The sequence below is a fragment of the Prevotella marseillensis genome (assembly GCF_900625065.1).
GTDB lineage: Bacteria > Bacteroidota > Bacteroidia > Bacteroidales > Bacteroidaceae > Prevotella > Prevotella rara.
In genome coordinates, this window is the sequence record NZ_UYXY01000001.1 from 320170 (window position 1) to 342419 (window position 22250).

The following is a 22250-nucleotide window of genomic DNA, read 5'->3' on the forward strand; positions in this document are numbered from 1 at the left end:
GACTTCGTCAACGTGTCACCCAAAAATCATCAGTAAACAATGAAGCAATGCGTTGATGACGTTTCATCAGCATAGTTCTGTTGATAGTCTGCTTACTTTGAGGCAATGTCATCTGTATAGTCACTATAGTTTTAGCAAGTTCGAGCACCTTGTCCACACTCATATTTATGCCTGATAGTTTCAGCAGACGCTCCAATTCCTTGTAAACTTTCAAGGCCACGAAGCAGATACAGACATGTGCTTCTATCCTGCGCCTTGTAAAGTGAAACATTGGTCTTATCTCAATCTTTGATTTTGATATGCGGAAAGCTCTTTCAACATGCCACAGGTTATGGTAGGCGGCATATACGTCATTGACGTGTATATTCGTATTGGTAAGGTATCCTTTGAGACCATCCCATTTCGCATCCTTCTCCAGTTTCTCGTAATTGATGGTCACCTTTACATTTCCTTCCATTTTCAGGAATTTGTTGTATCCACGCTTGTTGATATTGTCTTTGGTAAGCGTACCTCTGTGGTATGCCTTCTCCAGACGGCGTATACCTTTCTCACGGTTATAAGCATCCTTTCGGGCACGCTCTTCTGTATATCCGACCAACAACCTCTGTCCGTTACCTTTATCGTATTCAACCATTTGGCAGTCCGTCTTAGGCTGCTCCAGTATCCATTCCTGTATCTTCCTGCTCTCGTTCTTGATTTTCGCACCGATGATATACTTGTAACCGTTTGCTTCAAGGTCGGCTATATTATCGTTGTTCATCAACCCTGAGTCAGCCACCACGACAAAATCTTCCAGCTCATATTTCCGGACAAATTCAGTCACTACCGGAAGCATCGTGTGCCCCTCGTACTTGTTGCCCTCATGGATGCAATACGCAAGCGGATAGCCGCCAATGCTGACCAACAGTCCCAATATAATCTGAGGGTTCTGATGACGCCCTTCCTTGGAGAAACCGGTTTTGCGAAGCTCGTCCTCATAGTCCGATTCAAAATAGAGTGTGGTGACATCATAAAACAGCACACCGATGTGGCCGCCTAAAATATTCTTCGTGTGAAGGACGCTTATGTCCTGAACTATCTTATGTTGGTTATCGCTCAGTTTGTCCAAATAACGATAGATCTTCGACAGGCTGACATCTTCGTCAAAATGATTCTTCAGATACTCCACTGTCGCAGCTTTGCTTGCAGGATAAGACAAACGGGCTTTTACAAGTTGGCGGAATACCTCATCATCTATCCTGTTGAATCCAACGCTGTCAAAGACACGGTCAAGTATCAGGTCCGCTCCATTGATCGAGATGTTGGTTATGCACGAAAGCATCTGTTCGGCACTCAGAAGTTCTGCATCACACTTCTTACGTTCCTCACCGAAAAGATCCAGCCGTGGATGGCGGTGTTCCTGTTCCTCATATATCCATTTACGACCTTTCATTACGAGAGAATCTACCTCTTCTTGAGTGCGCGCTATACCTATAGTGGTAAGCTCATTCATCTTGCCCTTGACCTTTTCAACCACTATGACACCTACATTGCCTGATGGGTATTTCTTTTTACGTATAAACATGTTTTTTGCATCGTGTCACCCTAAAATGGGTGACACAAAATTACAAAATATTGTTTATCAACGAATTATAATGTTTAGTTTTTTTGAGTGACGAAGTCAGGACATATTACCGTTATTTGTTTCTTAACCTGACAAAAATACAACTAAAAAACGAGAACGGAAAGCAAGGCGTGATAAAAGTGGTTGTCTGGAAAAGAAAATATTCTGAGATTTATATTTTGCGGCGTAAGCATGAATGAGCAAAATTGATAAAGCTATTGCAGCCTAATGGTGATTTTGATAGAAACAGAAATGGCTGTCCAAAGATTCATTTATGGACAGCCATTTCTGTTCTTATCTGATATGCAGCAAGCGGCATCAGCTTTTTTTATTCTGCTTATCAGTTGTTCTTGCTGACGAATATGGCGTTCTTTATTTCAATTGTTTCGCCGTATGTCAGGTGAGCGCCGATAACTGTAATCTCGTCTCCAACCTTGAGACCGCTGTTGGCAACAAAGTCGTAGCGGTTGTCGCCAGTTGCACCATATCCGGGATACAAACCATAGAGATAAACCTCGTTTGTACCGTCAGAGATATATACATTGCCGTAATGGTCGTTGGCTATCTTTGTGATTGTACCGGTTATCATATAGTTGGTGTCGCTGTCAGGAAGACCCATGAAGTCGGCAATAGAGATGGTGGTTGTTGGATTCAGCTCTGTAACGTCGCCGCCTACCAGTTCTACTGTGCCTTTATATGTGTCGTGTGTGCCTACAACGGTTACGATGTCGCCGTTCTTAACGCCTTTGGCTGCAGCATTGGTGCTCTTGTAAACCAAGGTAGAGCCGCTCCAGTCGGTCAGCGTGAAACTTCCGTTGTCCTGAACGTCTGTTGCCACACCCTTAAGGCGATATTGTGCATCGCCGTCGGCAGCAGCGTTGAAGTCAGCTACAGATACGTCCTGTATGCCGCCTTGCTGTGTGATTGTAGTCAGTGTGGTGTATGTCTTACCGTCTGCCACAGTAGCAAGTGTCAGCTCTGTTGAGCGTATGCCTCCTTCGTTGGGTGCAGCCTTGAAGGTCAGTTCTGCAGATGTGCCGTTCTGCTTTATTGAAGCGATAGACAGCCATTCCTTGGCATCCTCTGGAATGTCTACTGACACGCCAGAGCCTTTTGTGGTTACATATGCTGTAATGGTGCCGCCATCTTTAGAAATGGCGTCTGCAGAAAGAGAGTCAACTTTGATAAGGCTCTTGTTGATGTCAACAACAGTAACGTTTACCAGCTCTACAGTTCCGTTGTAAGTAAGCTTCGGACCCTGAACTGTAATCTCGTCGCCTACCTCGATGCCAAGGCTGAGGAAGTTCTTCTCAGCGCCTGACGCGTCGAGAGTTCCGTAGATGTAAATCTCACCTGTGCCGTCGTTCAGATAGAGGTTTCCATAGGTGGTGTTGGCGATAGCTGTCACCGTACCTGTTACCTGATAAGTCTTGTTGTCAGGTCCGGCAATAACCTCGGCGCAAGTGGCGTTTGTGATGCTTACTTCACCCTGTACGACGTTGAGATGCTGCACCTTGCCGTTGCATGTTATTGTCATGGCGTCAGAGCTGCGGCCGCCTGTGTAAGGTTCTGCAGAAAATACGAGCTGTGTTTCACCGGCCTTGCCTACTGAGTCAGAATGCTCGTTAAATTTAAGCCAATTGGGCTTGTTCTCAAGTATCCAGTCGCCTTTGGCTTTTACAATGATGGTGTCGTTACCACCTTCCTCGGGGATGGATATGTATGATTTTGACACCTGAATGTCGTCAAGCAGAGTGATGTCATCGTCGTTTGAGCAGCTTGTGAACAAAGCCACAACACTCAGCAGAAGCAGGGAAAATATATTTTTTAGTTTCATAATTATACTTCCGTTTTAAAAATTAGTTGAATGTGTACTTGATGCCGATAGACATATACCAGCACTGACCGATTGCATGGTTTGCTGTCCATGTCTTTGTTGATCCGTTGATAGATGACGGAGTAGAGAACACAGCATAGCCGTCAGCGTCGGCTCCTTCATATTTCAGGATCTTTGCTTCTGTGCCGATAGCCGGGTTGAGAGTCTTGGCCACACCCCATGAAGAGTTGAAGAGGTTGCCGACGTTCTTGATGTCGAAGCTCAGGGTCAGCATGTGTTTGCATGCGCCAGTGTTGAACACGAAGTCGTGCTTGTAGCTGAAGTCGAAGCGGTGAACCCATGGAGAGTAAACGCTGTAAGCCTCTGCATATTCGCCCTGATGATTCTTCAGGTAGCTGTTGTTGTGTACATAAGCCATGAAGCGGTCGCGGTCGTCAGCTGTCTTGAAGCGGAACTGGTTCTTCTCAACCTGCTCGTCCGTCGGGATGAAGATCGGGTCGTAAGCTTGTCCGTCGCCGTTCATATCGTTCTGCAGCATGTATGTGTAGTTGTAAGAGCCGCGCCATCCCTCATAGATGAGGCTGAAGTGGTTATGGCTGTTGTCGTGAGCAGTGATCTGTGCTATCACGCGGTCTGGCTCAACATACTGTGAGTTGTGCAGCTTGATGTTGTTAGGACCTTCTACTGAAGGCAGATATGCTATTGTAGAAGAAGCGTTAGAGCCGGGCATACCTGTAAGCTCCTTAGAGCAGGTGTGTGTATAGGCAGCCATGACGTCGATGTTCTTTGTAGGAGATGCGTATGCTGACAAGCTTGCGCTCCATCCGTAGCCTTTGTGTGTGTTAGACAGCACATAAGCAGGCACAACATCTTTGTTGTATCCGGTAGGGAATATCGGGCGGTTGTCAACACCGTTGAAGCGTGCAAATCCGCCTACATCTGGAATTGACCAGTCTTGCATTGTAACGCCATATATTGTCTTGTTGAAGATACCTTCGGCTGTGATTGTCAGAGGGAAGCCTACTGGTACAACATAGTCAATAGCCAAAGACGTCTTCCATACCTCAGGCATCTTGAAGTCGGGGTCTACGGCTGATATCTGTGAAGGCAGAGTACCGTCCTCAGGTCTGATTGTCTTAGGATAGCCCAGCTCGAAGAGTTTGTTCTGCAGGGCGTCGATAGTGGGATAGCCGTTCTCGTTTGTAACAAGTCCTCCGGCAAATTCTTCCATTGTGAATCCTTTCTTTGCAGCGTTTGCGGCATTGATGATTGCCTGATACTGCACCATACCTGAGTTGGTAGGCATGTTGGTGAAGAATACCAGCGGCAGACGGCCCTGGAATATACCTGAACCTCCACGCAGCTTGAGGGTCTTGTCGCCGAGGATATCCCATACGAAGCCTACACGCGGAGCTACAGTAAGATTAGAGCTCGGCCATTTGCCTGTGTCAATGTGGCGTCCGTCGTAGTCGAGGTCGTATATGGCCTTGTTTGTCATAAGGTCAGCGTTGCTGAAGAACATGTCGTCAAAGCGCAAACCGTAAGTAAGCTTGAAGCGTGGATTGATAGACCACTCGTCCTGCAGATAGATACCGAGAGTGTTGAAGCTTACTTTCGCAGCCGGATCGCTCTTGCCGTCGTAGCCGTAGGTCAGGTTTACAATCTCAGGAGCAGCTCCGTTGAGGAAGTCGTCGAGTGAGTAGTAGCGGTAATATCCTGTACCGTTACGCATATAAGAGTTGAGCGCCATCTGGTGTTCAAACTTGGCTCCAAGCATAATCTTGTGGTTGCCGGCATAGTAGGTAACATCGTCCTTGATGTTCCAGATGTTATTACGCACGGCGTTGTTGTGTGTGAACAGCTCCTTACCGAGTGAAATGTAGGCAGTGTTAGTGCCTGTGCCGTCCATGATGTCTATGAAGGGGAAGTCAGCCGAATTGGTGAAACGCACATCATCGAGCTTTGAGTAAGTAACCAAGAACTGGTTAGACAGGTTCTCGGCGAAGCGGCTGTTAAGGTCGAGAGAGAAAGAGTGAACAAGGTTGTCGAGAGCATACATAGAGTTGGCGTAGCTCATTGACATCTGTGAGAAGCGGCCGTAAGCCGAGCGCGTACCTCCGTCCATTGAAGATGCGTTGGTGGGGTTCCAGTTGCGGTTCTTCGTATAGTTGTAACGGAATGACAGATGGTGCATGTTGGTGATGTTCCAGTCAAGACGTGCCAACAGCTTGTAGTTGTTTTCGTCGGCAGGGAAGTTTGTCCATGAGCCAGTGTCGTAGCCATATTTGTCTTTCACGAAGTTTGACACCTTCTCAAGGTCGGCCAATGTCGTACGTGAAATATAGTTGTCTGCGTCGGCCACGCCGTCCACAGAACCGCGCCAACGGTTAACCACTGTAGGAGTCTTGCTCATTTCTCCGCTGACGAAGAAGAACAGCTTGTTCTTGATGATCGGACCGCCGAGAGTGAAACCGTAAGTTGTCTTCTGGTCTTTCTCGCGTGCACCGCTTATCTGCTCGCGCTCAATGGCATCACCGCGCATGTTCTCGTTCTGATGATATATGTAGGCAGTACCCTTGAAGGTGTTCGTACCTGACTTGGTTATGGCGTTCACGCCACCGCCTATGAAGTTAGTCTGACGTACGTCGTAGGGTGATATCACAACCTGCATTTCTTCGATGGCATCGATAGATATAGGGTTGCCGCCGCCGGGCAGACCGTCGCTCAGACCGAAGTTGTTGTTGAAGTTTGCACCGTCCACGGTGAAGTTGGCTGTACGGCCGTCAGTACCGGCAAAGCTCATTCCGTTGCCGCCGTAGGGAGACAGACGTGTGAAGTCGGTGATTGAGCGGCTTACTGTAGGCATGTTCTCCAGCTGTCTCAGGTTGATGTTGGTAGAGGCACCTGTTCTTTCTGCAGTAAATTTTGTAGCCTTGGCCGAAACCACTACTTCGCCCAGCTCATTGGCGTCTTCAGCGAGCTTTACGTTCAGGCTGTATGACTCTGCCAACTGCAGCGTCACATCTTTTGTAACGCTCGTTGTGTAGCCTATGTAGCTCACTTTGACGGTGTAGGGGCCGCCCACGCGCATACCGTTGATAGAGTAGCGGCCGCTTTCGTTCACCACGGTGTTATAGGTGGTTCCCGACGGCTCGTGCACTGCTGTTACGGTGGCGCCGATAGCCTTGTCGCCTCCGGCCGTAACCATACCGTTGATTCCTGACGTTGTCATCTGGGCCAGCATGGCGGTCGCAGAGAACAACATCAACACGAATAGAATTTCTAGACGTTTTCTCATACTGTTATTGTTTATGATTAAAAATAAAATTTTAATAATCTGACTTAATTTTTCTTTTCTAAGGCGCCTCTGTTACGTCAGAATGCGCCTTACAACTATTCCACATGCAAAATTAATTAAAAAATAGATATATTATGTTACAAGGCGATTAAAGTTGACCTTAAACCCTTAATTTTTTTATATAAACGCCCTTTTTGGCTATTTTGGACGTTAATTTTAATAAAATTTGTTTACTTTAATGCGTCGGCTGTGCATGTGGCGATATGCAAGGTAAGTTAAATTTCAATTGTTCACAGGCCAGCATATTGTTTAATTCGACAAAAATATTGGTGTCTGCAGATGTTTTATTTTTTTTGGGGAGGCGTACTGTCTCTAATTTTTTCTTTGGCACGTTCGCCTGTGTCTGTAAAAAACAGATGACAATCTGCTAGATATGGAATGGCTGTTTTGCTGTATTCAAACGCTGCTTTAATCAATAATATGCGTGCTTTGTCTTGCCACTAAAATAAATTCATCCTTGCCGTCAGCATAACGGAGCGGCCGCGCAAGTTGTATTCGGAATAAAATTCAGACATGGCAATGTTGTAAGAATAGACATACTTGTGTGTGTTGAGCAGATTGTTGCATTCAAGAGAATATTTCACTCGTTTATGATTCAGGTTAAATTTTAAGTTAAGCAACGCAAATGATTTGTTGCCAATTGCCAAGTTGTTGTAATAGTGGTTCAGTCCAGTGTCAATACTTATGTTCATCGGCATGCTGAGGCTGAGCAGCAAGCTGTTGTTCATTGTGCGTATTGCCGGCATTGAATATCCGTCTGTCGTGCTTCCTTTAGACAGAAACATACTGCTGCCGGCATCGACAGACATGAAGTTGAACGGCTCTGCCTTTATTCCGGCTGTGAATACTGCCGCCTCAGAGTTATATCTCGTTATCTGCTCCTGGCGCAATACGGGCATGTGTCCTTTGCTGTATTGGGCAGTCAGTTTTATGCTTATGTTTTTCCAACTTATGTTTTTGCCTGCCGAAAGCATTACGGCAAATTCTTCACCACGGCTTGATGTGGTGCGGGCATACATGTGAGATAATATTCCGTTGAACGTTTCACCATATATCACTTTTGGACTTCTGCACGAATAAGAGGCATTGAGCGTTATGAATATCATGTTGAACGGATCTTTAAAGTCGATGTCAATGTCTGCTGCCTGCCATGTCATGCGTGGTATATAAGCCTCGTAAGATGCTATTTGACGATAGTTGGTGAGGATATATCCTCCGTAAAGAGTTGACAATGAAGGGTATCTGTGGTCGGCTGTATAGTGGCCGCTTATTGTCAGATTTGACAGCGCTTTCCATCTGACATAAGCTGTGAGCGAAACGTTGAAGTCGTTGCGGCTGATGCTGTTCTGCTGTATTTTCTGGTTGAGGCTCAGCATTTCGTACATCAGCGGAACGTTTATTCCTGCGTTAAGACTGCCGTCGTAATAGTCTAGCATCGCAGTTATTCCCGTTTTAAGGTGCGACAGATAAGTGTCATTAGCAAAATCGGTTACTCTCGTCGAGGCTGCTCCTGTTGTGTTCAGTACGCTTTCCATGCCGCTGTGGTTATAGTTGAGCGTGGCTTTGGGCGATATTCTGAAGTTTCCTATTTTAATTGCAGACAACATTTCAGCTGAGTTTTCAGTCATGAATCTGCGGCTCTTTACGTCTTGTCTCATCCCCGTATAATTTCCGTTGCCGAAGATTGAGTCATACATGCAAGGCATAACCGTCAGCGCCTGCGGCTTTTTTTCATAGGTGACGAGCGAGTTTACGGCCACGCCTTTATAGTCGTCTTTCTTTATTATCATGCTCAGGCGGTTTTGCATGCTTATGTTGCGTGTCCACAGACTTTGACTTATGGGTGCTTCACTGTTTTCGGTATAGCCTTTGCCGCTGTTCCAGTGAGCTGTCATACCGGCCGTTTCGCTGAGATATAGTTTCTCTTTGTTTATCTTATATTCAAAGTCGCCTTCAGCCCTGTTTTCTGTAGCAGCATCGGCCAACTGTTCCGATATCACGGTGTTGCTCCCGTCGGGAAGCAAATATGTAGTCTTGTCATAACTGTTTCTGTGTTCATGGTCGTTGGAGTAAACAATGTTAAGCCGAGTTTCGTGGTCATCGTCGTTTTTCCATACGGAATTAATGCTTGCTGCGTGCGACTGATTAAAATAATAGTTGTGCTTGTCTATACCAGGCGGAGTAGGGCGCACAATGTCGGTAAACTGTTCAGCTTCGCCACTGTTGTTGCATGATGCAAGTTCTGACGACACGTCAGTGCCGTCGTTGGCCGTCTTATATGTTGCTATGTGCTGTCTCTTTTTTGAAAAATAAGTCATGACAGCTTCTTCGTGCCACATCATGCCATTGTCGTCGGCACCGACGCCGAGCAGTGCTTCCATATTTAACGTGCCGGCTGCCTCAGGTTTCAGTTTCAGGTTTATAGCTGCCTCGTCTGGAATAACGAGTTTTTTCAGGGCTTTCACTCCCTGATGGTTCTCCATCACCTGAACCGTTGCCACCATTTGCGCCGCAAGATTGTTGGTGGCAATGCTGTAACGTCCGGCAAGAGCGTCTATGCCGTTGATGTAAAGGTGGCTTATATTCTTGCCCTGATAATAAATATGTCCGTTGTCGTCAACCTGAATGCCGGGCATACGCCTTAGCACATCGCCTATTGATATGTCGTTCTTGCCGATAAAGGCGTCGACCGAATAGTTGAGCGTGTCGCCAAGCTGCCAGATTTTACCCGATTTCACCACTACTTCCTGTAGCTCTATCGACTCTTTTTCTGTCTTATAGTTATGTGTTGCCGATATGTTCTTTACGGTTTCGCTTATTTTCTTTATGTTGAAGCCGTACACCATGAGCCTTATTTCACTCTCGTTGCTGTCAAACTGCAGTTTATAGCGTCCGTCGCTTTCCGTAAACGTGTATGCAATGACGCTTGTCGTGTCTTTTTCCGACAGCGCCATTACTGTTATGTCAGTCAGTGGTGTGCCTTTGCCGTCGGTAATCTTGCCTGTGAATATGGTCTGCGCGAAGGCTACACTATAGGCAGACATTAATATCAAGAGCAGTATGGTGTAACGTTTCATCAGCGATTTTTCCTTTTTCGTTTTGTTATGACTCATTATTCAAGCTCAATCGGGTTGTAAGGCTCAGGAGGATAGTCGCCTGATGTAACCATGTGTACGGTTTTTCTGTCGTCGCTGACAAACAGTTCTTTTGGACCGCCCACGGCCAGTGCGCCTCCCGGGTCTTTATAAATCTTCTTTATCAGAGCCATAATCTTCTCTCTTGTCATCACCTTTTCTTTCATGTTGTGGGCTTTATAAGTTGTTATCATGTCGCCGGGCCGTCCTTTCTCCAGTCCTACGCATGTCCAGATGTAGTCATTGTCGTCTGAACTTATCTGCATGATGAGTCCTGGCAGGTCGGCAAATTTATACGGACCGCTATATATGGGAATGTCGGGTGTGTACCATGCCGTGTATTTACGTCCGCGGAACGTGCACGATGCCTTTTTGCACTGATAGCCAATTATTGTTTTGCTTCCGCTTTCCAGCTTCCATTCAATTTTTGGAGCAGCCTCATTGTAGCATAGGTTTGTATAGTTATAATACATCCTGCGCCTTACGTTAAGGTTTTTTGTTTTCGTATTGGTGAGTATTTCTTCCGGCAGCACGTCGTTTTCGTCTAGTTTCGAAGGATAGTTCTCGTCTTTTTCGTATGCTATCGTGCGCAGAGAGTCGTTAATATGCAGCAGTCTGCTGTAACAGTAAGTGTAGTTGTAGCCGATATCGAGTCTCTGCAGGTCTTTGCATACGGATGCACGGTCGGCAGTGTCTTTTACGAATTTAACGTCATAGTAAACCTTTATCCTGCATGAGTCGATGTCCTTCATGTCTTTTTTGCTGATGCTGAACGGACGGCTTATGCCCGATGAGCGTCTGGCTTTGCGTATGTTGCTTTTAACGCTTTTAGCAAACTGCGGATTGTCTTTTATGTCTTGTGCGCAGGATGCGGCACACATAAAAAGTGACAGGCTAATGATGATAACGATGTTTTTCATAATTTCGCGTTTATATGTGATATGACATGCAGTTGCAAATTTAGCCTTTTTCAATATTTGTATATCATTATTACAGTGTGCATTTTGTGTGCATAATTATATTATGTGGCATGATTGTGCGGTGTAAATGCCTTACAGTGAGCTGATTATCTCGTCCCAGTCAGCCGGACTGCCTTTGCGGTTAAATGCTTTGTAGTAGAGTCTTCTTCTGACAGAAGATATTGATTCCTTGCTGTGGTTGGTAAGATGTGATATGTTTACGGGGGAGATATTTATCTTAATAAGCAGACACACTCTATATTCAAAACTGCTCATTCTGTTGTAAATGTTATGAAGTTTCTCTGTGTAGTTCTCGTAAACAGAGTTTACCACATTGTCAAGTTCGTCCCATTCCGTTTCTGACAGGTTTTCGTTCTTTTCCGGGTATGCAGAAATTTTCTTTTGTATGGTTTTGTATATTTCTGACGAATTTATTTTTCTTATTTTATCATCGGTCGGTTTCGCCTTGTTTTCCTTAATTCCGCTGTTAATTATTTTCAGTTTCTCGATTTTAAGATTTATTATTTCAAATCTTTTTCTGTATAGCATAATTGTCGATATCAGGATTGTAGCCAGCAGTATGCTTGTAATAACGAAGATGGTTGTCTTTGATTTTTCCTGTTGGTTTTTCAATTTAAGTTCTTTGTTTTGCTCATCCCTTATGCTGTAGTCATAAAGAGCGAGATATTTTGCCACGGCGTCAGATGCGTTTAATTTTCTTATTGAGTCGGATATGTTTATGTACAGCTCAAAGTATTTGTATGCCTCTTTGTTCTTGCCGCTCTTTATGCAGTGTCTTGTCAGTCCGTCGTATGCTCCTTGTCTTCCGTAAATATTTCCGTATTTGAGCAGTTTCTTATAGCACATCAGTGCAGAGTCTTCCTTTCCGGTTATTCTATATAATTCAGAATATATAGAAAGGGCCGGACTTATCTCTATGGAATCTCTGTAAGGATCTGATTCTTTAAGAAGTTTAAATGCCTTGTCTGTGTCTTTTAATTCATATAAATATAAGGAAGCCATCTGGTCTTTTATAGACGAAGCGTAGCTTTTGTCGTCAAGTGTTGATGCCAGCCTTTTTGCAATATTGAAATATTCCAATGCCTTATACGGATTTTCCAAATTCCGGTAGGTGTCGGCTATGTCACGCAGGCTTAACACCATGTTGCACGTGTCATTGTTTATCTTGTCAGTTTTATATGCATTGATAAATTTTATAAGTGACCTTTTATGAAATTCCTGATATCTCAGAGTGTATCCGGCTTGTGCGTAAATGTTTGCCAACAGCTTTGTGTCCTTTGAATATTTTTTAGCAGTTGCTTCAGCCATATTGAAATATTTTACAGCTTGTGGGGCATCATGGAGTTTCCTGTATATTCTTCCTGCATAATAGTATGCCTTGGGCAGAAGTCTCTTGTCGCCTTTATTTTCATAATATTCTACGAGCCTTGTTATCGTAGAATCGGATGTTTGCGGTATGTATGCCTTGTCCTGAGCCTTGATTTTCAGCAGTTCATAATAGTTTCTTGATGCCTTAGTAGCGTTTTTCATGTATGGCCCGATGCTGTCGAGCATGTTCAGTGCCCGTTCGGCGTCGTTGTCTGCAACGCTGTCAATGTTTGTCAACTGCTTAATCCGTATGTCGTTTTGTTGGCATGAGCAGAAGTACAATGCCGTAACGACGGCAACAATAATCCGCAATAATTTCATGATGTCCGTGTTTTCATTTGTGATAAATGCAAAGATATAAAAAGGCGAGAGCAATGGCAAACAAAAAACCGGTGTTTTTGATTTTGCATTGCCGAGCCGCATCATATCTTGTTCAAATATATTAAAAATTTTGGTAAAATGCGGCGATAGTAGATTAGTTTTTATTAAAATAATGTAGCGATGTGGATATGAACTTTTGATATCTGTTTTTGATTATTGTATTTCAAAACGTCAGTTGGCTATTGTCATGTGAAAGTAGGAAAATAGAGTGATTCTGTTGCTTATTATTGGATCAGTTATGCAATTTATGGCGTTTTGAGTGCTAAGATGATGGGTTTTTAGGTGCAGAAAGCATGATATTGTGCATTATTATGCTGTTTTTGGCGAGGTAGATGGGTGAGTTCCTTATCAAAAGTGCCAGGGTTTTTAACCGTTACTCTATGAGTTACGACCCAAAAGTGGCCGAGTAATGTTTTTTAACAGTATGAGATTTTTGCACAAAATTATTGATATATGCATATCGTGTTGGTATAAAGATAATTACAGATGCACACGAAAAACTGGCTGTTTTTCGTGCCTGATTGCGCTTTTTCGGGAAGAATGTGGTTACTGATGCTTACAAAAAATCACAATGTAAGCAAATTGTTGTATTTACTTGCATTGTGATTTGTGTGGATAAAGGTGCTGTTTGGGAATTCTTACCCTTATTAATCAGCTCTCGCGGTCAATGGGTTTTGCCGATGTTCTTGCCGTGCGAGTAAGCGTGTGCAGCAATTTCGCCGATAATCTTTTCTGCCATTTCGGCGTCTATCGTGCCGCCTTCGGGCAGGCGTGTGTAGTTGGCGTCGTGCTCATCCTGCTGCTCCAGACGGCCGCACAACAGCAGTTCGAAGTTGCGCTTATATTCGTTCACCATGGCCTGATAGAAGTCGTCAGTGCGGCAGGCAAAGCGGACAAGCTCCATGTCGCTGGTTCCGGGCTTCATAAACTCGCGCAGCTGCTGCTCCATCTCCTCTGTTGCGAAGTTGAGGCGCATCAGGGCAAAGAAGGCCTCGCGATTGAAATAGCGCGAAATGTGCTCATAGTGGTTGAGCATGGTTTTCTTTACGTTTATCGGCTCAAAGCCGTTCTGGATGTCGGTGCCGTGCTGCGACTCTATTATTCCGGTGACGAAGTATTTGAAGAAACTTCTCACTACGGCCGCCAGCACGATGTCTTTGCTGATCTGTTTCATATCTTGTCATTGTTATTGTTGTTGTTGTCTTGCAGCGCAGCCTTTATGTTGCGCATCAGTCCGTCGTATTTGGCACGCTTCACGGCGCTGCCCTTGAAGAGCCGGCGATAGTCGTCCACGGTCAGTGATGTCCATTTCTCGCGCGTCATGTTGAGCAGTTCTTCGCGCGGGCGGAGCCGCTCTTCTGTTGTGCCCTGTGCAAACCTGTTCCACGGGCAGGCGTCCTGGCAGCGGTCGCAGCCGTAGATGCAGTTGCCCATCTTGCAGGCATATTCCTGCGGAATGTCGCCTCGGTTCTCAATGGTCAGGTAAGAGAGGCAGCGGTCTGAGCTGAACTCTGTGCGCCGGCTGTCGTCTGTCAGATGCATGGCGCCGGTGGGGCAGGCGTCTGTGCAGGCGTGACAGTTGCCGCAACGTGAGGGCAGGGGACTGTCGTATTCAAGTTCTGCATCGACAAACAGCTCTCCGAGGAAGAACATGCTGCCGGCATGGGGGATTATAAGCTGATGGTTGCGCCCAATCCAACCCAATCCGGCCTTCATCGCCCAATAGCGTTCGAGCACCGGAGCTGTGTCGCAGAAGGCGCGGAAGGTAGGGATTTGAGAATTGAGAATTGAGAATTGAAAATTTTGATTACTCTTTTGGTTGTGGACGGGTAGGTTATTTGGGCTGCTGCCGAGTGAGGATTGTGAGGCGGCATTTGCGCTGCATGGTTTGTCTGCTTTGGGGAGTGTTGCCGCCAGTGTGGCGTTGTTGTCTGTGCGTTCAGTTAGTCCGAGCGTTGAGGCCAGCTTGCGCAGCTTGTCTTTCATTATGTAATGATAGTCTTGGCCCAGGGCATAGGCGGCTAATTGTGGCTCGTCGGCGGGTATGCGGCTTGACGGAGCGTAGCTGAGCGCAACGCAGACAATGCTCTTTACGCCCGGCATGAGCAGCTGCGGGTTGAGCCTCTTGTCGACGTTGGCAGCCATATAGTCCATGCCGGCATGGCCCTTACGGCCGAGCCATGCAGCGAATCTTGCTGTTTCTTCGGCTTCAACTGGCTCAGCCTTGGCTATGCCACATGCAAAAAAGCCGAGGTTGCGTGCCTCGGCTTTTATCGTTTCACTCGAAAGTTTTAAACTCATATCCCTGTTCTTTTAGCCATTTCAGTGCCTCCGGCAGAGCGTATCTCAGTTTGTCGATGCTCTTCAGCGAGTCGTGAAACGTGATGATAGAGCCGTTGCGCGTGTATCGCTTAACGTTTTTCAGCACGTCTTCGGCAGTAAGCCATTTGCTGTAGTCGCGTGTAACGAGGTCCCACATCACGATGCGGTATTTGCGCCCCAGCCAGAAATACTGTTCCCACAGCATCCACCCGTGCGGCGGTCTGAACAGATGCGCGTTGATAAGGCGGTTTGCCTTTTCGGTGTTTGCGCTGTAGGCTTTGGTAGAGTGCTTAAAGCCGCCCCAGTGGTTGTATGTGTGGTTGCCCACCTGATGGCCGGCTTCGACGATTTGCCTGAACAGCTCGGGGTGCTTGCTTACGTTTTCTCCAACCATGAAAAATGTGGCGTGAGCCCCATATTCGGCCAAGGTCTTCAGGATAAACGGCGTTGATTCGGGTATAGGCCCGTCGTCGAAGGTGAGATATACCGCCTTCTCGTTCTTGTCCATTCTCCATGTTGCCCTCGGGTAGAGCCAACGTAGCCATTTGGCCGGCTGTTCTATAATCATCTTTTTTCTTTTTCTTTCTGATGTTAAGTTTATTCAAATTTATAATTGAGAGTCGCGAATGGAGAAATTAAGCTCGACGTAAGCCAATTATGATTTGCCTTTAGAGGCATTCTCTCGTATATTCCTTTAAGCCAATTCTTTGACAGTCGGCTTAAAGGTCGTGAGAGCAATCATAATTATCCATTCTCAACTCTCAATTATCAATTATAAATCATTCTTCGCCCATCAGTCGTCCGCCTTTGCTCTGATATGTGGCAGCGTCGGCGTTAAACTGCTTCATGAGGCTCTCTGCCCATTTGTTGTCTATCATGTGGGCTATGTCGATGCAAGAGTTCATGACGTATAGGTGCATCATGCAGTCTTGCTGCGACTGCATAAAGCGGCTTCCGCTGAGCGAGTTGTACCAAACCATATACTGGTGTGCGTTCTTGAACACTGAGTTGATGGCCTCCTTAGCCTTTGCCTTGTTGCCCAGCAGGGCGTAAGCCTTGGCTATGTCGATACCTCCGCTGAGATAGTTCATCGGCACATTGTATGCCGGTATGACTTTCTCTGCATATGCCAGGGCCTTGGCAGCCTTGTCTTTCTTGCCCTCCTGTATCAGGTTGAGCGCAAGCTGCGCAAAGAGACGTCTGTGAGTGTAGCACATGCGCATCACAGTTTCGTCGAGATAGATGCCCTTCTTGTCGAGACCGCCGAACTTGAAGCGTGTCATGAGGTTGGTGTAAACACGCTCTGTGTCGAAGTTCTTCATGCCCGGAGCATTTGTCGTAAACGGTGTGATGCGGTTAGCCAGACCTTCCTGTATGAAGTTGTCGCCAAGGTTCATATAGTTTTCCTGACCAACAGTGATAGCCACGTAGACAGGACGTGTCCAGTTGCACTGTGAAATCATCTCGAGCATCATCAGGTCGCCTTTGTAAAGAGCGTTCTTGCCTTTGAGCGAGATGATCATCTGATCAGGTATAGAGTCGCTCGCCATCATCATGCCGCTCTTTCTTACGGCCTCTTTGTCAATGGTCAGATACAGCGTGTCGGTAGGTATGACATGCATGTCGTCCTTGCCGTCGCGTACCCAATGCTTGAGAACGTTCTTTACTTCAAACGGATTGTCGCCCAATGTGGCCTTTGCCTCCTTCGGGTTAGTCTTATAGAAGTCGAGAATCTGCTGCTTCAGTTCGGGTACAACCTCAACATACTCGTTGGTGCCTGAGCAGTAGTCGAGTCGCGGCCATGTGATAGGCACTGAAGGAGAGTTGTAAGCCTGGCGGCACATCTGATCGATATACCAGTCGGTCTGCAGATAGCTCAGGTTGCAGACGCGTGCGTCTGTCCTTGCTCCCTCAACTTCCTGATTATACCAGAGCGGGAATGTGTCGTTGTCTCCGTTTGTGAATATAATCGGGTTGCCTTTGTCCTGCATTGACATCAGATAGTTCTGTCCGAAGTCGCGGCATGTGTAGCGTCCGCTGCGGTCGTGGTCGTCCCATGTCTGGCTTGCCATCTGTATAGGAACGAGCAGGCAGAGGATAGACACTATTGCAGACACGGCTGTGCCGTTGATGTTGAGTCGCTTCAGAAGGTCGATGATGGCTGCAACGCCAATACCGCACCAGATGGCAAAAGCATAGAACGAGCCTGCATACGCATAGTCGCGCTCACGCGGCTGCATAGGTGTCTGGTTAAGATATATGACGATGGCCAGACCTGTCATGAAGAACAGGAAGAACACTACCCAGAACTGGCGTATGCCACGCTGTCCGCGGTAAGCCTGCCAGAACAGACCGATGAGACCGAGCAGCAGCGGCAGACAATAGAACACGTTGTGTCCCTTGTTGTCCTTCAGGTCATCAGGCAGCTTGCTCTGGTCGCCCAGACGCCAGTTGTCGAAGAACGGAATACCAGAAATCCAGTTGCCGTGTTCAAGTTCGCCGTTGCCCTGAATGTCGTTCTGACGTCCGGCAAAGTTCCACATGAAGTAGCGCCAGTACATGAAGTTGCACTGATAAGACAGGAAGAAGCGTATGTTCTCCATCTGTGTAGGCATCTTCACGGTTATAGGCTCGCCGCAGCGGTCGTAAGGCACCTGTGTGCCGTCAACTCCGCCCATCCAGCTCTCGTATGCACTAGCGTGTGCGGCATCCCACATACGCGGGAACACCATGTTCTGTGCATAGATGTAGTCGGTCTTATAGCGAACTATGAAGTAAGAGTCTTTTTCGTCGGCAGAAGCTTTCTCCTTGCGCTGGTATATAGGTGCGCCCTGCTTCATGCGCGGCTTGCAGTATTCGCCGTCGCGGTCAAACTGCACCTGAGAGGTGTAAGCCTGTCCGAAGAGCAGCGGGCTGTCGCCATACTGGTCGCGGCTGAGGTAGCTTCCCAGCGTGAAGATGTCCTCGGGAGAGTTCTGGTCCATAGGAGGGTTGGCCGAAGACCTGATGACGATGAGTGCATAGCTTGAATATCCGATCATAAGCATAAGCATGCAGAGCAGAGCTGTGTGCTTGATGCGTGAGCTTACGAGCAGCTCTTTACCGCGCTTCCATTTGAGTACGAACCACAGGGCAGCAAGAACTATTACGCCGATGATGAAGGCAGATATGCCGAAACCGTAGAACGGCACGCCGAGCATGGCAACAGAGAGCAGGAACGAAATGTTCTCGCGCTTTTGGTTCTTGTTGTTGTAGCTCTCATAGATAGCCCATATGACGATGGCCACGAGCAGTATGATGTAGATAATTTCGCCGGTGTTGAACGGGCAGCCCAGCACGTTGACAAAGAACAGTTCGAACCATCCGCCAACCTTGATGATGCCCGGAACCACGCCGTAGAGGATGGCTGCAACAAGTACAAACGATATGAAGAGTGCTATGAGAGAACCCTTGAGGTTGGCATTGGGGAACTTGCGGTAATAGAACACCAGGACAATGGCCGGAAGACAAAGGAGGTTGAGCAGGTGGACACCGATGCTCAGTCCGGTCATGTAGGTGATAAGCACCAGCCAGCGGTCGCTGTGAGGCTCGTCGGCATGGTCTTCCCATTTTAGTATGAGCCAGAACACAATGGCCGTGAACGCTGAAGAGTAGGCATAAACCTCACCCTCAACGGCACTGAACCAGAATGTGTCGCTGAATGTATATATCAATGCTCCCACAAGGCCGCTGGCTTCAATGGCAATGAGCTTGCCTGTTGTCAGCTGGCTCCAGTCTTTCAGAATAAGTTTGCGTGTCAGGTGTGTTATGGTCCAGAAGAGGAACATAATACATGTTGCGCTGAGAAGTGCGCTCATAGTGTTCACCATGAGAGCCACTTGCGACGGGTCGCTGGCAAACTGAGAGAACAGATTGGCTGTGAGCATGAAGAAAGGTGCACCGGGCGGGTGACCGATTTCTAACTTATACCCTGTTGTAATAAACTCCGGACAGTCCCAGAAACTGGCTGTCGGCTCAATGGTGCTACAATATACGAAGGCTGCAATAAAAAAAGCTAACCAGCCTAGAATATTGTCCACTAATTTAAATTGTTTCATTGAATATAACTGTTTTTTATGAATTTCAATTTTCAATAAAATACGTGCAAAGATAATGTAAATCAGAGATAAAACAAAATAAATTAATTTGTTTTAATATTATCTTGAGTTTGTGTAACTGCCTAAGGCATAACATGTTGTGTGGCTTTTGGCCCCCTGCCGCATCTCGCGGCATGTCAATATGTGCTGTGTGTGCTTTATAGTTGTGTGCGTAACTTTTTGATATTCAATGCATTATCATATATGCACCGCCGCTTTAGGCTACACGAAAATTTCAACGCCGTAGATGATGAGCGCATATCGCAGAAATTTTCCGATTATAACGCTTATGACGGTTATGGCAACGTTAGAGCGCATCAGGCCTAGTACTATTGTTATGCCTTCGCCGATGACCGGAAGAAAGGAGAAAAAGCCCATCCATGCGCCACGGCCGGCCATGAACCGTTTGGCTCTGTCGAGTTCTTTTTTGTTCACGTGCAGGTATTTTTCAATCCAGTCTATGCGTCCGAGCATGCCGATGCCATAGTTGAGCATGCTTCCGAGCACGTTGCCTATTGTGCCGTAAATAACCAGCTGCCACGGGTCGAGTCCGGCAGCAAGAAGCGCAAGCATAACCACCTCGCTGCTCAAGGGGAATATGCTGCCCGCAAGGAATGCAGAAATCAGCATTCCTACATATCCGTAGTTTGTCAGAATTTCTATTAGGGAATCCATAAGTTATATGCAGTTAGTGCTAAAGTGCCTGCTGTCAGGCAGCAGAACGTGATGTTTGTCAGCTTTGTATTTGTCAGTGCTATATAGTGGGCAGCCAGTATGCTCGTGCTTATTGTCATGATGCTTAACAGCGGCTTTATGTGCTGCGGTTGTAATATTATAAAGACAAAGGTTATGGCTGTCATTGTTATGAGAATCTCATAAATCATCCTGGTTCTTATCTTGTCCTTATAGCTGTTGCGCAGAAAATGGAAGCTGCCTATTGCGGCGATAATCGTGATGTAAGCAAAAGTAGCTATTATGTGATAATTGCTGAAGTCAAACTGGAATGGCGATGCAAACTGAGCTATCGACTCTATGTGGGCGAGCAGAAGATCGGCCGTGCCGTTGAAGATGAAATATCCCGAAAGAAACCAGTATGGCGCTGTTATGCCGATGAGTGACGCCAGGAGCGAACGCATGCTGAACGACATGAGGTTGGCACGCATCATTATCCATAGGAATGGTACGAAGTATAATATCTGAATGAAAAAGATGCTGGCAATGCCGATGAAGAAAAATGCATAGAACACCAAGCCTTGCGAGCGCTTGTTCTGATAGCATTTGAACAGAATAAGATATGTGGCAACAACACAAAACTGGACGACCCACACGTCTGTGGAATCGAAAAGAAAAGCAGACATGAGCGTAAGTGCCATAAACGAACAGGAAACCATACGGCTGTAGATGCGTATGAGCGAGTTGCTGTTGTTGAGTTCGACCATCAAATAGGCAGAAAGTCCGAACAACAGGAAATGAAGATACAGCTGATTTGCGATGAGACCGCCTGCCAGCCATATCATAATTGAATAAACTGCCGTCACCGGCAGTGCGAAGCGGCTTCCCGCTATTTTGTTCTGTAATCTTTTTACCACTTCTGAAAACCTTAAATTCTTTAATTATAATGGAAATATATGTTCCAATAAGAACACATTATTATAATAGAAGATGGTGTGACAAAATATTGTTAAAGGATGCTTCCGTTATTTGTAACAGTCTTCCCCTGTAACTAAGGCAGATGTAAAGCTGTTTTAACGGGCTGTTTGTTTTGTTTCTGCTCATCGGGCACGAACTTATTTCAGCCTTTTCCTGTAACTACATATTTTGACACACCGTCTTGACCTTCAATGTTACCTTCCGTCTAGAGGTCTTGTCCTATATCGCTGCGGAAGTATTTGTCCTTAAACTCAATTTTCTGAGCTTCTTCAAACGATTTCTTCAAGGCTTCTTCCTTGTCTTTTCCGTAAGAGCTTACTGCTATCACGCGTCCGCCTGCCGTAACGATATTGCCGTCTTTGATGGCAGTACCGGAGTGGAACACGATGCTTCCGTCAACTTTGTCAATGCCGCTGATGGTGTAGCCCTTGGCATATTTCTCGGGATATCCGCCGCTTACAAGCATTACGCATACGGCTGCGCGTTCATCGAATTCAATTTCATGCTTGTCGAGATCGCCGTTGGCCACGCCTTCAAAGAGGTCTACGATGTCGCTCTTCAGACGCAGCATCACGCTCTCTGTCTCAGGGTCGCCCATGCGGCAGTTGTATTCGATAACCATCGGGTCGCCGTTTACGTTAATAAGACCGAAGAAGATGAAGCCCTTATAGTCGATGCCTTCTGCTGCAAGTCCGTCTACTGTCGGGCGGATGATGCGGTCTTCAACCTTCTGCATCCATTCTTTTGTTGCGAAGGGTACAGGAGTTACGCTGCCCATTCCGCCGGTGTTGAGGCCTGTGTCGTGTTCGCCTATGCGCTTGTAGTCTTTTGCCTCAGGCAGAATCTTATAGTTCTTGCCGTCTGTCAGTACAAATACTGAGCATTCGATACCGCTCAGGAATTCTTCGATTACAACATTTGCCGATGCGTTGCCGAACATTCCGTCGAGCATTTCCTTGAATTCTTTCTTGGCTTCTTCAAGTGTCGGAACAATAAGAACACCCTTGCCGGCACACAAGCCGTCGGCCTTTAGAACATAAGGAGGCTGGAGCGTTTCGAGAAATTTCAGTCCTTCCTCAATGTTTGTGCCGTTGAATGTCTGGTATCTTGCTGTCGGTATGTTGTGGCGCTGCATGAATCCCTTGGCAAAATCTTTTGATCCTTCAAGAACAGCTCCCTGCTTTGACGGACCGATGACGGGGATGTTGGCTGTGCGTGCATCATTCTTGAATTCATCATAGATGCCTTTTACCAGGGGATCTTCCGGTCCTACGACAACCATGTTGATGCCTTTCTCTACGGCAAAGTCCTTCAGTGATCCGAAGTCGTCAGCCTTTATGTCAACATTCTCGCCTACATTGGCTGTTCCGGCATTGCCCGGAGCAATATATAGTTTCTCAACTTTGTCGCTTTGAGCTATTTTCCATGCCAGTGCATGTTCGCGGCCGCCTCCGCCCAATAATAATATCTTCATTTTTATG

At 46.5% G+C, this 22250-nt stretch carries 13 protein-coding genes; all 13 read right to left on the minus strand.

Annotation, left to right across the window (positions count from 1 at the left end):
- Positions 1–7: 7 nt before the first annotated feature.
- The 13 genes from EJL04_RS01345 to purD all read right to left on the minus strand — a co-directional run bounded on the left by EJL04_RS01345 (position 8) and on the right by purD (position 22243).
- Positions 8–1564 (minus strand): IS1634 family transposase, encoded by a 1557-nt coding sequence (locus EJL04_RS01345; protein ID WP_125103887.1) that lies wholly within the window; start codon positions 1562–1564, stop codon positions 8–10.
- 379 nt (positions 1565–1943) lie between these two features.
- Positions 1944–3440, minus strand: coding sequence for a BACON domain-containing protein (locus EJL04_RS01350; protein ID WP_125103888.1), 1497 nt, complete (start codon positions 3438–3440; stop codon positions 1944–1946).
- Between the two features lie 22 nt (positions 3441–3462).
- Entirely contained in the window at positions 3463–6738 is a 3276-nt protein-coding gene (locus tag EJL04_RS01355) for a TonB-dependent receptor (RefSeq protein WP_125103889.1), read from the minus strand.
- Positions 6739–7238: 500 nt separating this feature from the next.
- Positions 7239–9911, minus strand: a complete 2673-nt coding sequence (locus EJL04_RS01360; protein WP_125103890.1) for a hypothetical protein — start codon at positions 9909–9911, stop codon at positions 7239–7241.
- Positions 9911–10852, minus strand: a complete 942-nt coding sequence (locus EJL04_RS01365; protein WP_125103891.1) for a GLPGLI family protein — start codon at positions 10850–10852, stop codon at positions 9911–9913. The genes EJL04_RS01360 and EJL04_RS01365 overlap by 1 nt, the downstream gene beginning before the upstream one ends.
- A gap of 132 nt (positions 10853–10984) precedes the next feature.
- Positions 10985–12601: a tetratricopeptide repeat protein gene (locus EJL04_RS01370; RefSeq protein WP_125103892.1), complete on the minus strand. Its 1617-nt coding sequence runs from the start codon at positions 12599–12601 to the stop codon at positions 10985–10987.
- Positions 12602–13325: 724 nt separating this feature from the next.
- Positions 13326–13835, minus strand: coding sequence for a hypothetical protein (locus EJL04_RS01375; protein ID WP_021854691.1), 510 nt, complete (start codon positions 13833–13835; stop codon positions 13326–13328).
- A complete protein-coding gene (gene queG / locus EJL04_RS01380) occupies positions 13832–14962 on the minus strand; it encodes a tRNA epoxyqueuosine(34) reductase QueG (RefSeq protein ID WP_125103893.1) in 1131 nt (376 codons plus the stop codon). Before queG ends, EJL04_RS01375 begins: the two co-directional genes overlap by 4 nt.
- Entirely contained in the window at positions 14940–15551 is a 612-nt protein-coding gene (locus EJL04_RS01385; RefSeq protein ID WP_021854693.1) for a polysaccharide deacetylase family protein, read from the minus strand. The genes queG and EJL04_RS01385 overlap by 23 nt, the downstream gene beginning before the upstream one ends.
- Before the next feature lie 211 nt (positions 15552–15762).
- Complete coding sequence (locus EJL04_RS01390) at positions 15763–19080, minus strand: DUF2723 domain-containing protein (RefSeq protein WP_125103894.1); 3318 nt, start codon at positions 19078–19080, stop codon at positions 15763–15765.
- Between the two features lie 261 nt (positions 19081–19341).
- A complete protein-coding gene (locus EJL04_RS01395) occupies positions 19342–19794 on the minus strand; it encodes a YqaA family protein (protein ID WP_021854695.1) in 453 nt (150 codons plus the stop codon).
- Positions 19782–20708: a hypothetical protein gene (locus tag EJL04_RS01400; RefSeq protein WP_125103895.1), complete on the minus strand. Its 927-nt coding sequence runs from the start codon at positions 20706–20708 to the stop codon at positions 19782–19784. The genes EJL04_RS01395 and EJL04_RS01400 overlap by 13 nt, the downstream gene beginning before the upstream one ends.
- A gap of 266 nt (positions 20709–20974) precedes the next feature.
- A complete protein-coding gene (gene purD, locus EJL04_RS01405; protein WP_125103896.1) occupies positions 20975–22243 on the minus strand; it encodes a phosphoribosylamine--glycine ligase in 1269 nt (422 codons plus the stop codon).
- Positions 22244–22250 lie beyond the last annotated feature (7 nt).

Bases quoted from the DNA above. Each gene is read 5' to 3' on its own strand.
- EJL04_RS01385 (WP_021854693.1), bottom strand. From the start codon at position 15,551: ATGATTATAGAACAGCCGGCCAAATGGCTACGTTGGCTCTACCCGAGG.
- EJL04_RS01350 (WP_125103888.1), bottom strand. From the start codon at position 3,440: ATGAAACTAAAAAATATATTTTCCCTGCTTCTGCTGAGTGTTGTGGCT.
- EJL04_RS01375 (WP_021854691.1), bottom strand. From the start codon at position 13,835: ATGAAACAGATCAGCAAAGACATCGTGCTGGCGGCCGTAGTGAGAAGT.
- queG (WP_125103893.1), bottom strand. From the start codon at position 14,962: ATGAGTTTAAAACTTTCGAGTGAAACGATAAAAGCCGAGGCACGCAAC.
- EJL04_RS01360 (WP_125103890.1), bottom strand. From the start codon at position 9,911: ATGAGTCATAACAAAACGAAAAAGGAAAAATCGCTGATGAAACGTTAC.
- purD (WP_125103896.1), bottom strand. From the start codon at position 22,243: ATGAAGATATTATTATTGGGCGGAGGCGGCCGCGAACATGCACTGGCA.
- EJL04_RS01390 (WP_125103894.1), bottom strand. From the start codon at position 19,080: ATGAAACAATTTAAATTAGTGGACAATATTCTAGGCTGGTTAGCTTTT.
- EJL04_RS01355 (WP_125103889.1), bottom strand. From the start codon at position 6,738: ATGAGAAAACGTCTAGAAATTCTATTCGTGTTGATGTTGTTCTCTGCG.
- EJL04_RS01395 (WP_021854695.1), bottom strand. From the start codon at position 19,794: ATGGATTCCCTAATAGAAATTCTGACAAACTACGGATATGTAGGAATG.
- EJL04_RS01365 (WP_125103891.1), bottom strand. From the start codon at position 10,852: ATGAAAAACATCGTTATCATCATTAGCCTGTCACTTTTTATGTGTGCC.
- EJL04_RS01345 (WP_125103887.1), bottom strand. From the start codon at position 1,564: ATGTTTATACGTAAAAAGAAATACCCATCAGGCAATGTAGGTGTCATA.
- EJL04_RS01370 (WP_125103892.1), bottom strand. From the start codon at position 12,601: ATGAAATTATTGCGGATTATTGTTGCCGTCGTTACGGCATTGTACTTC.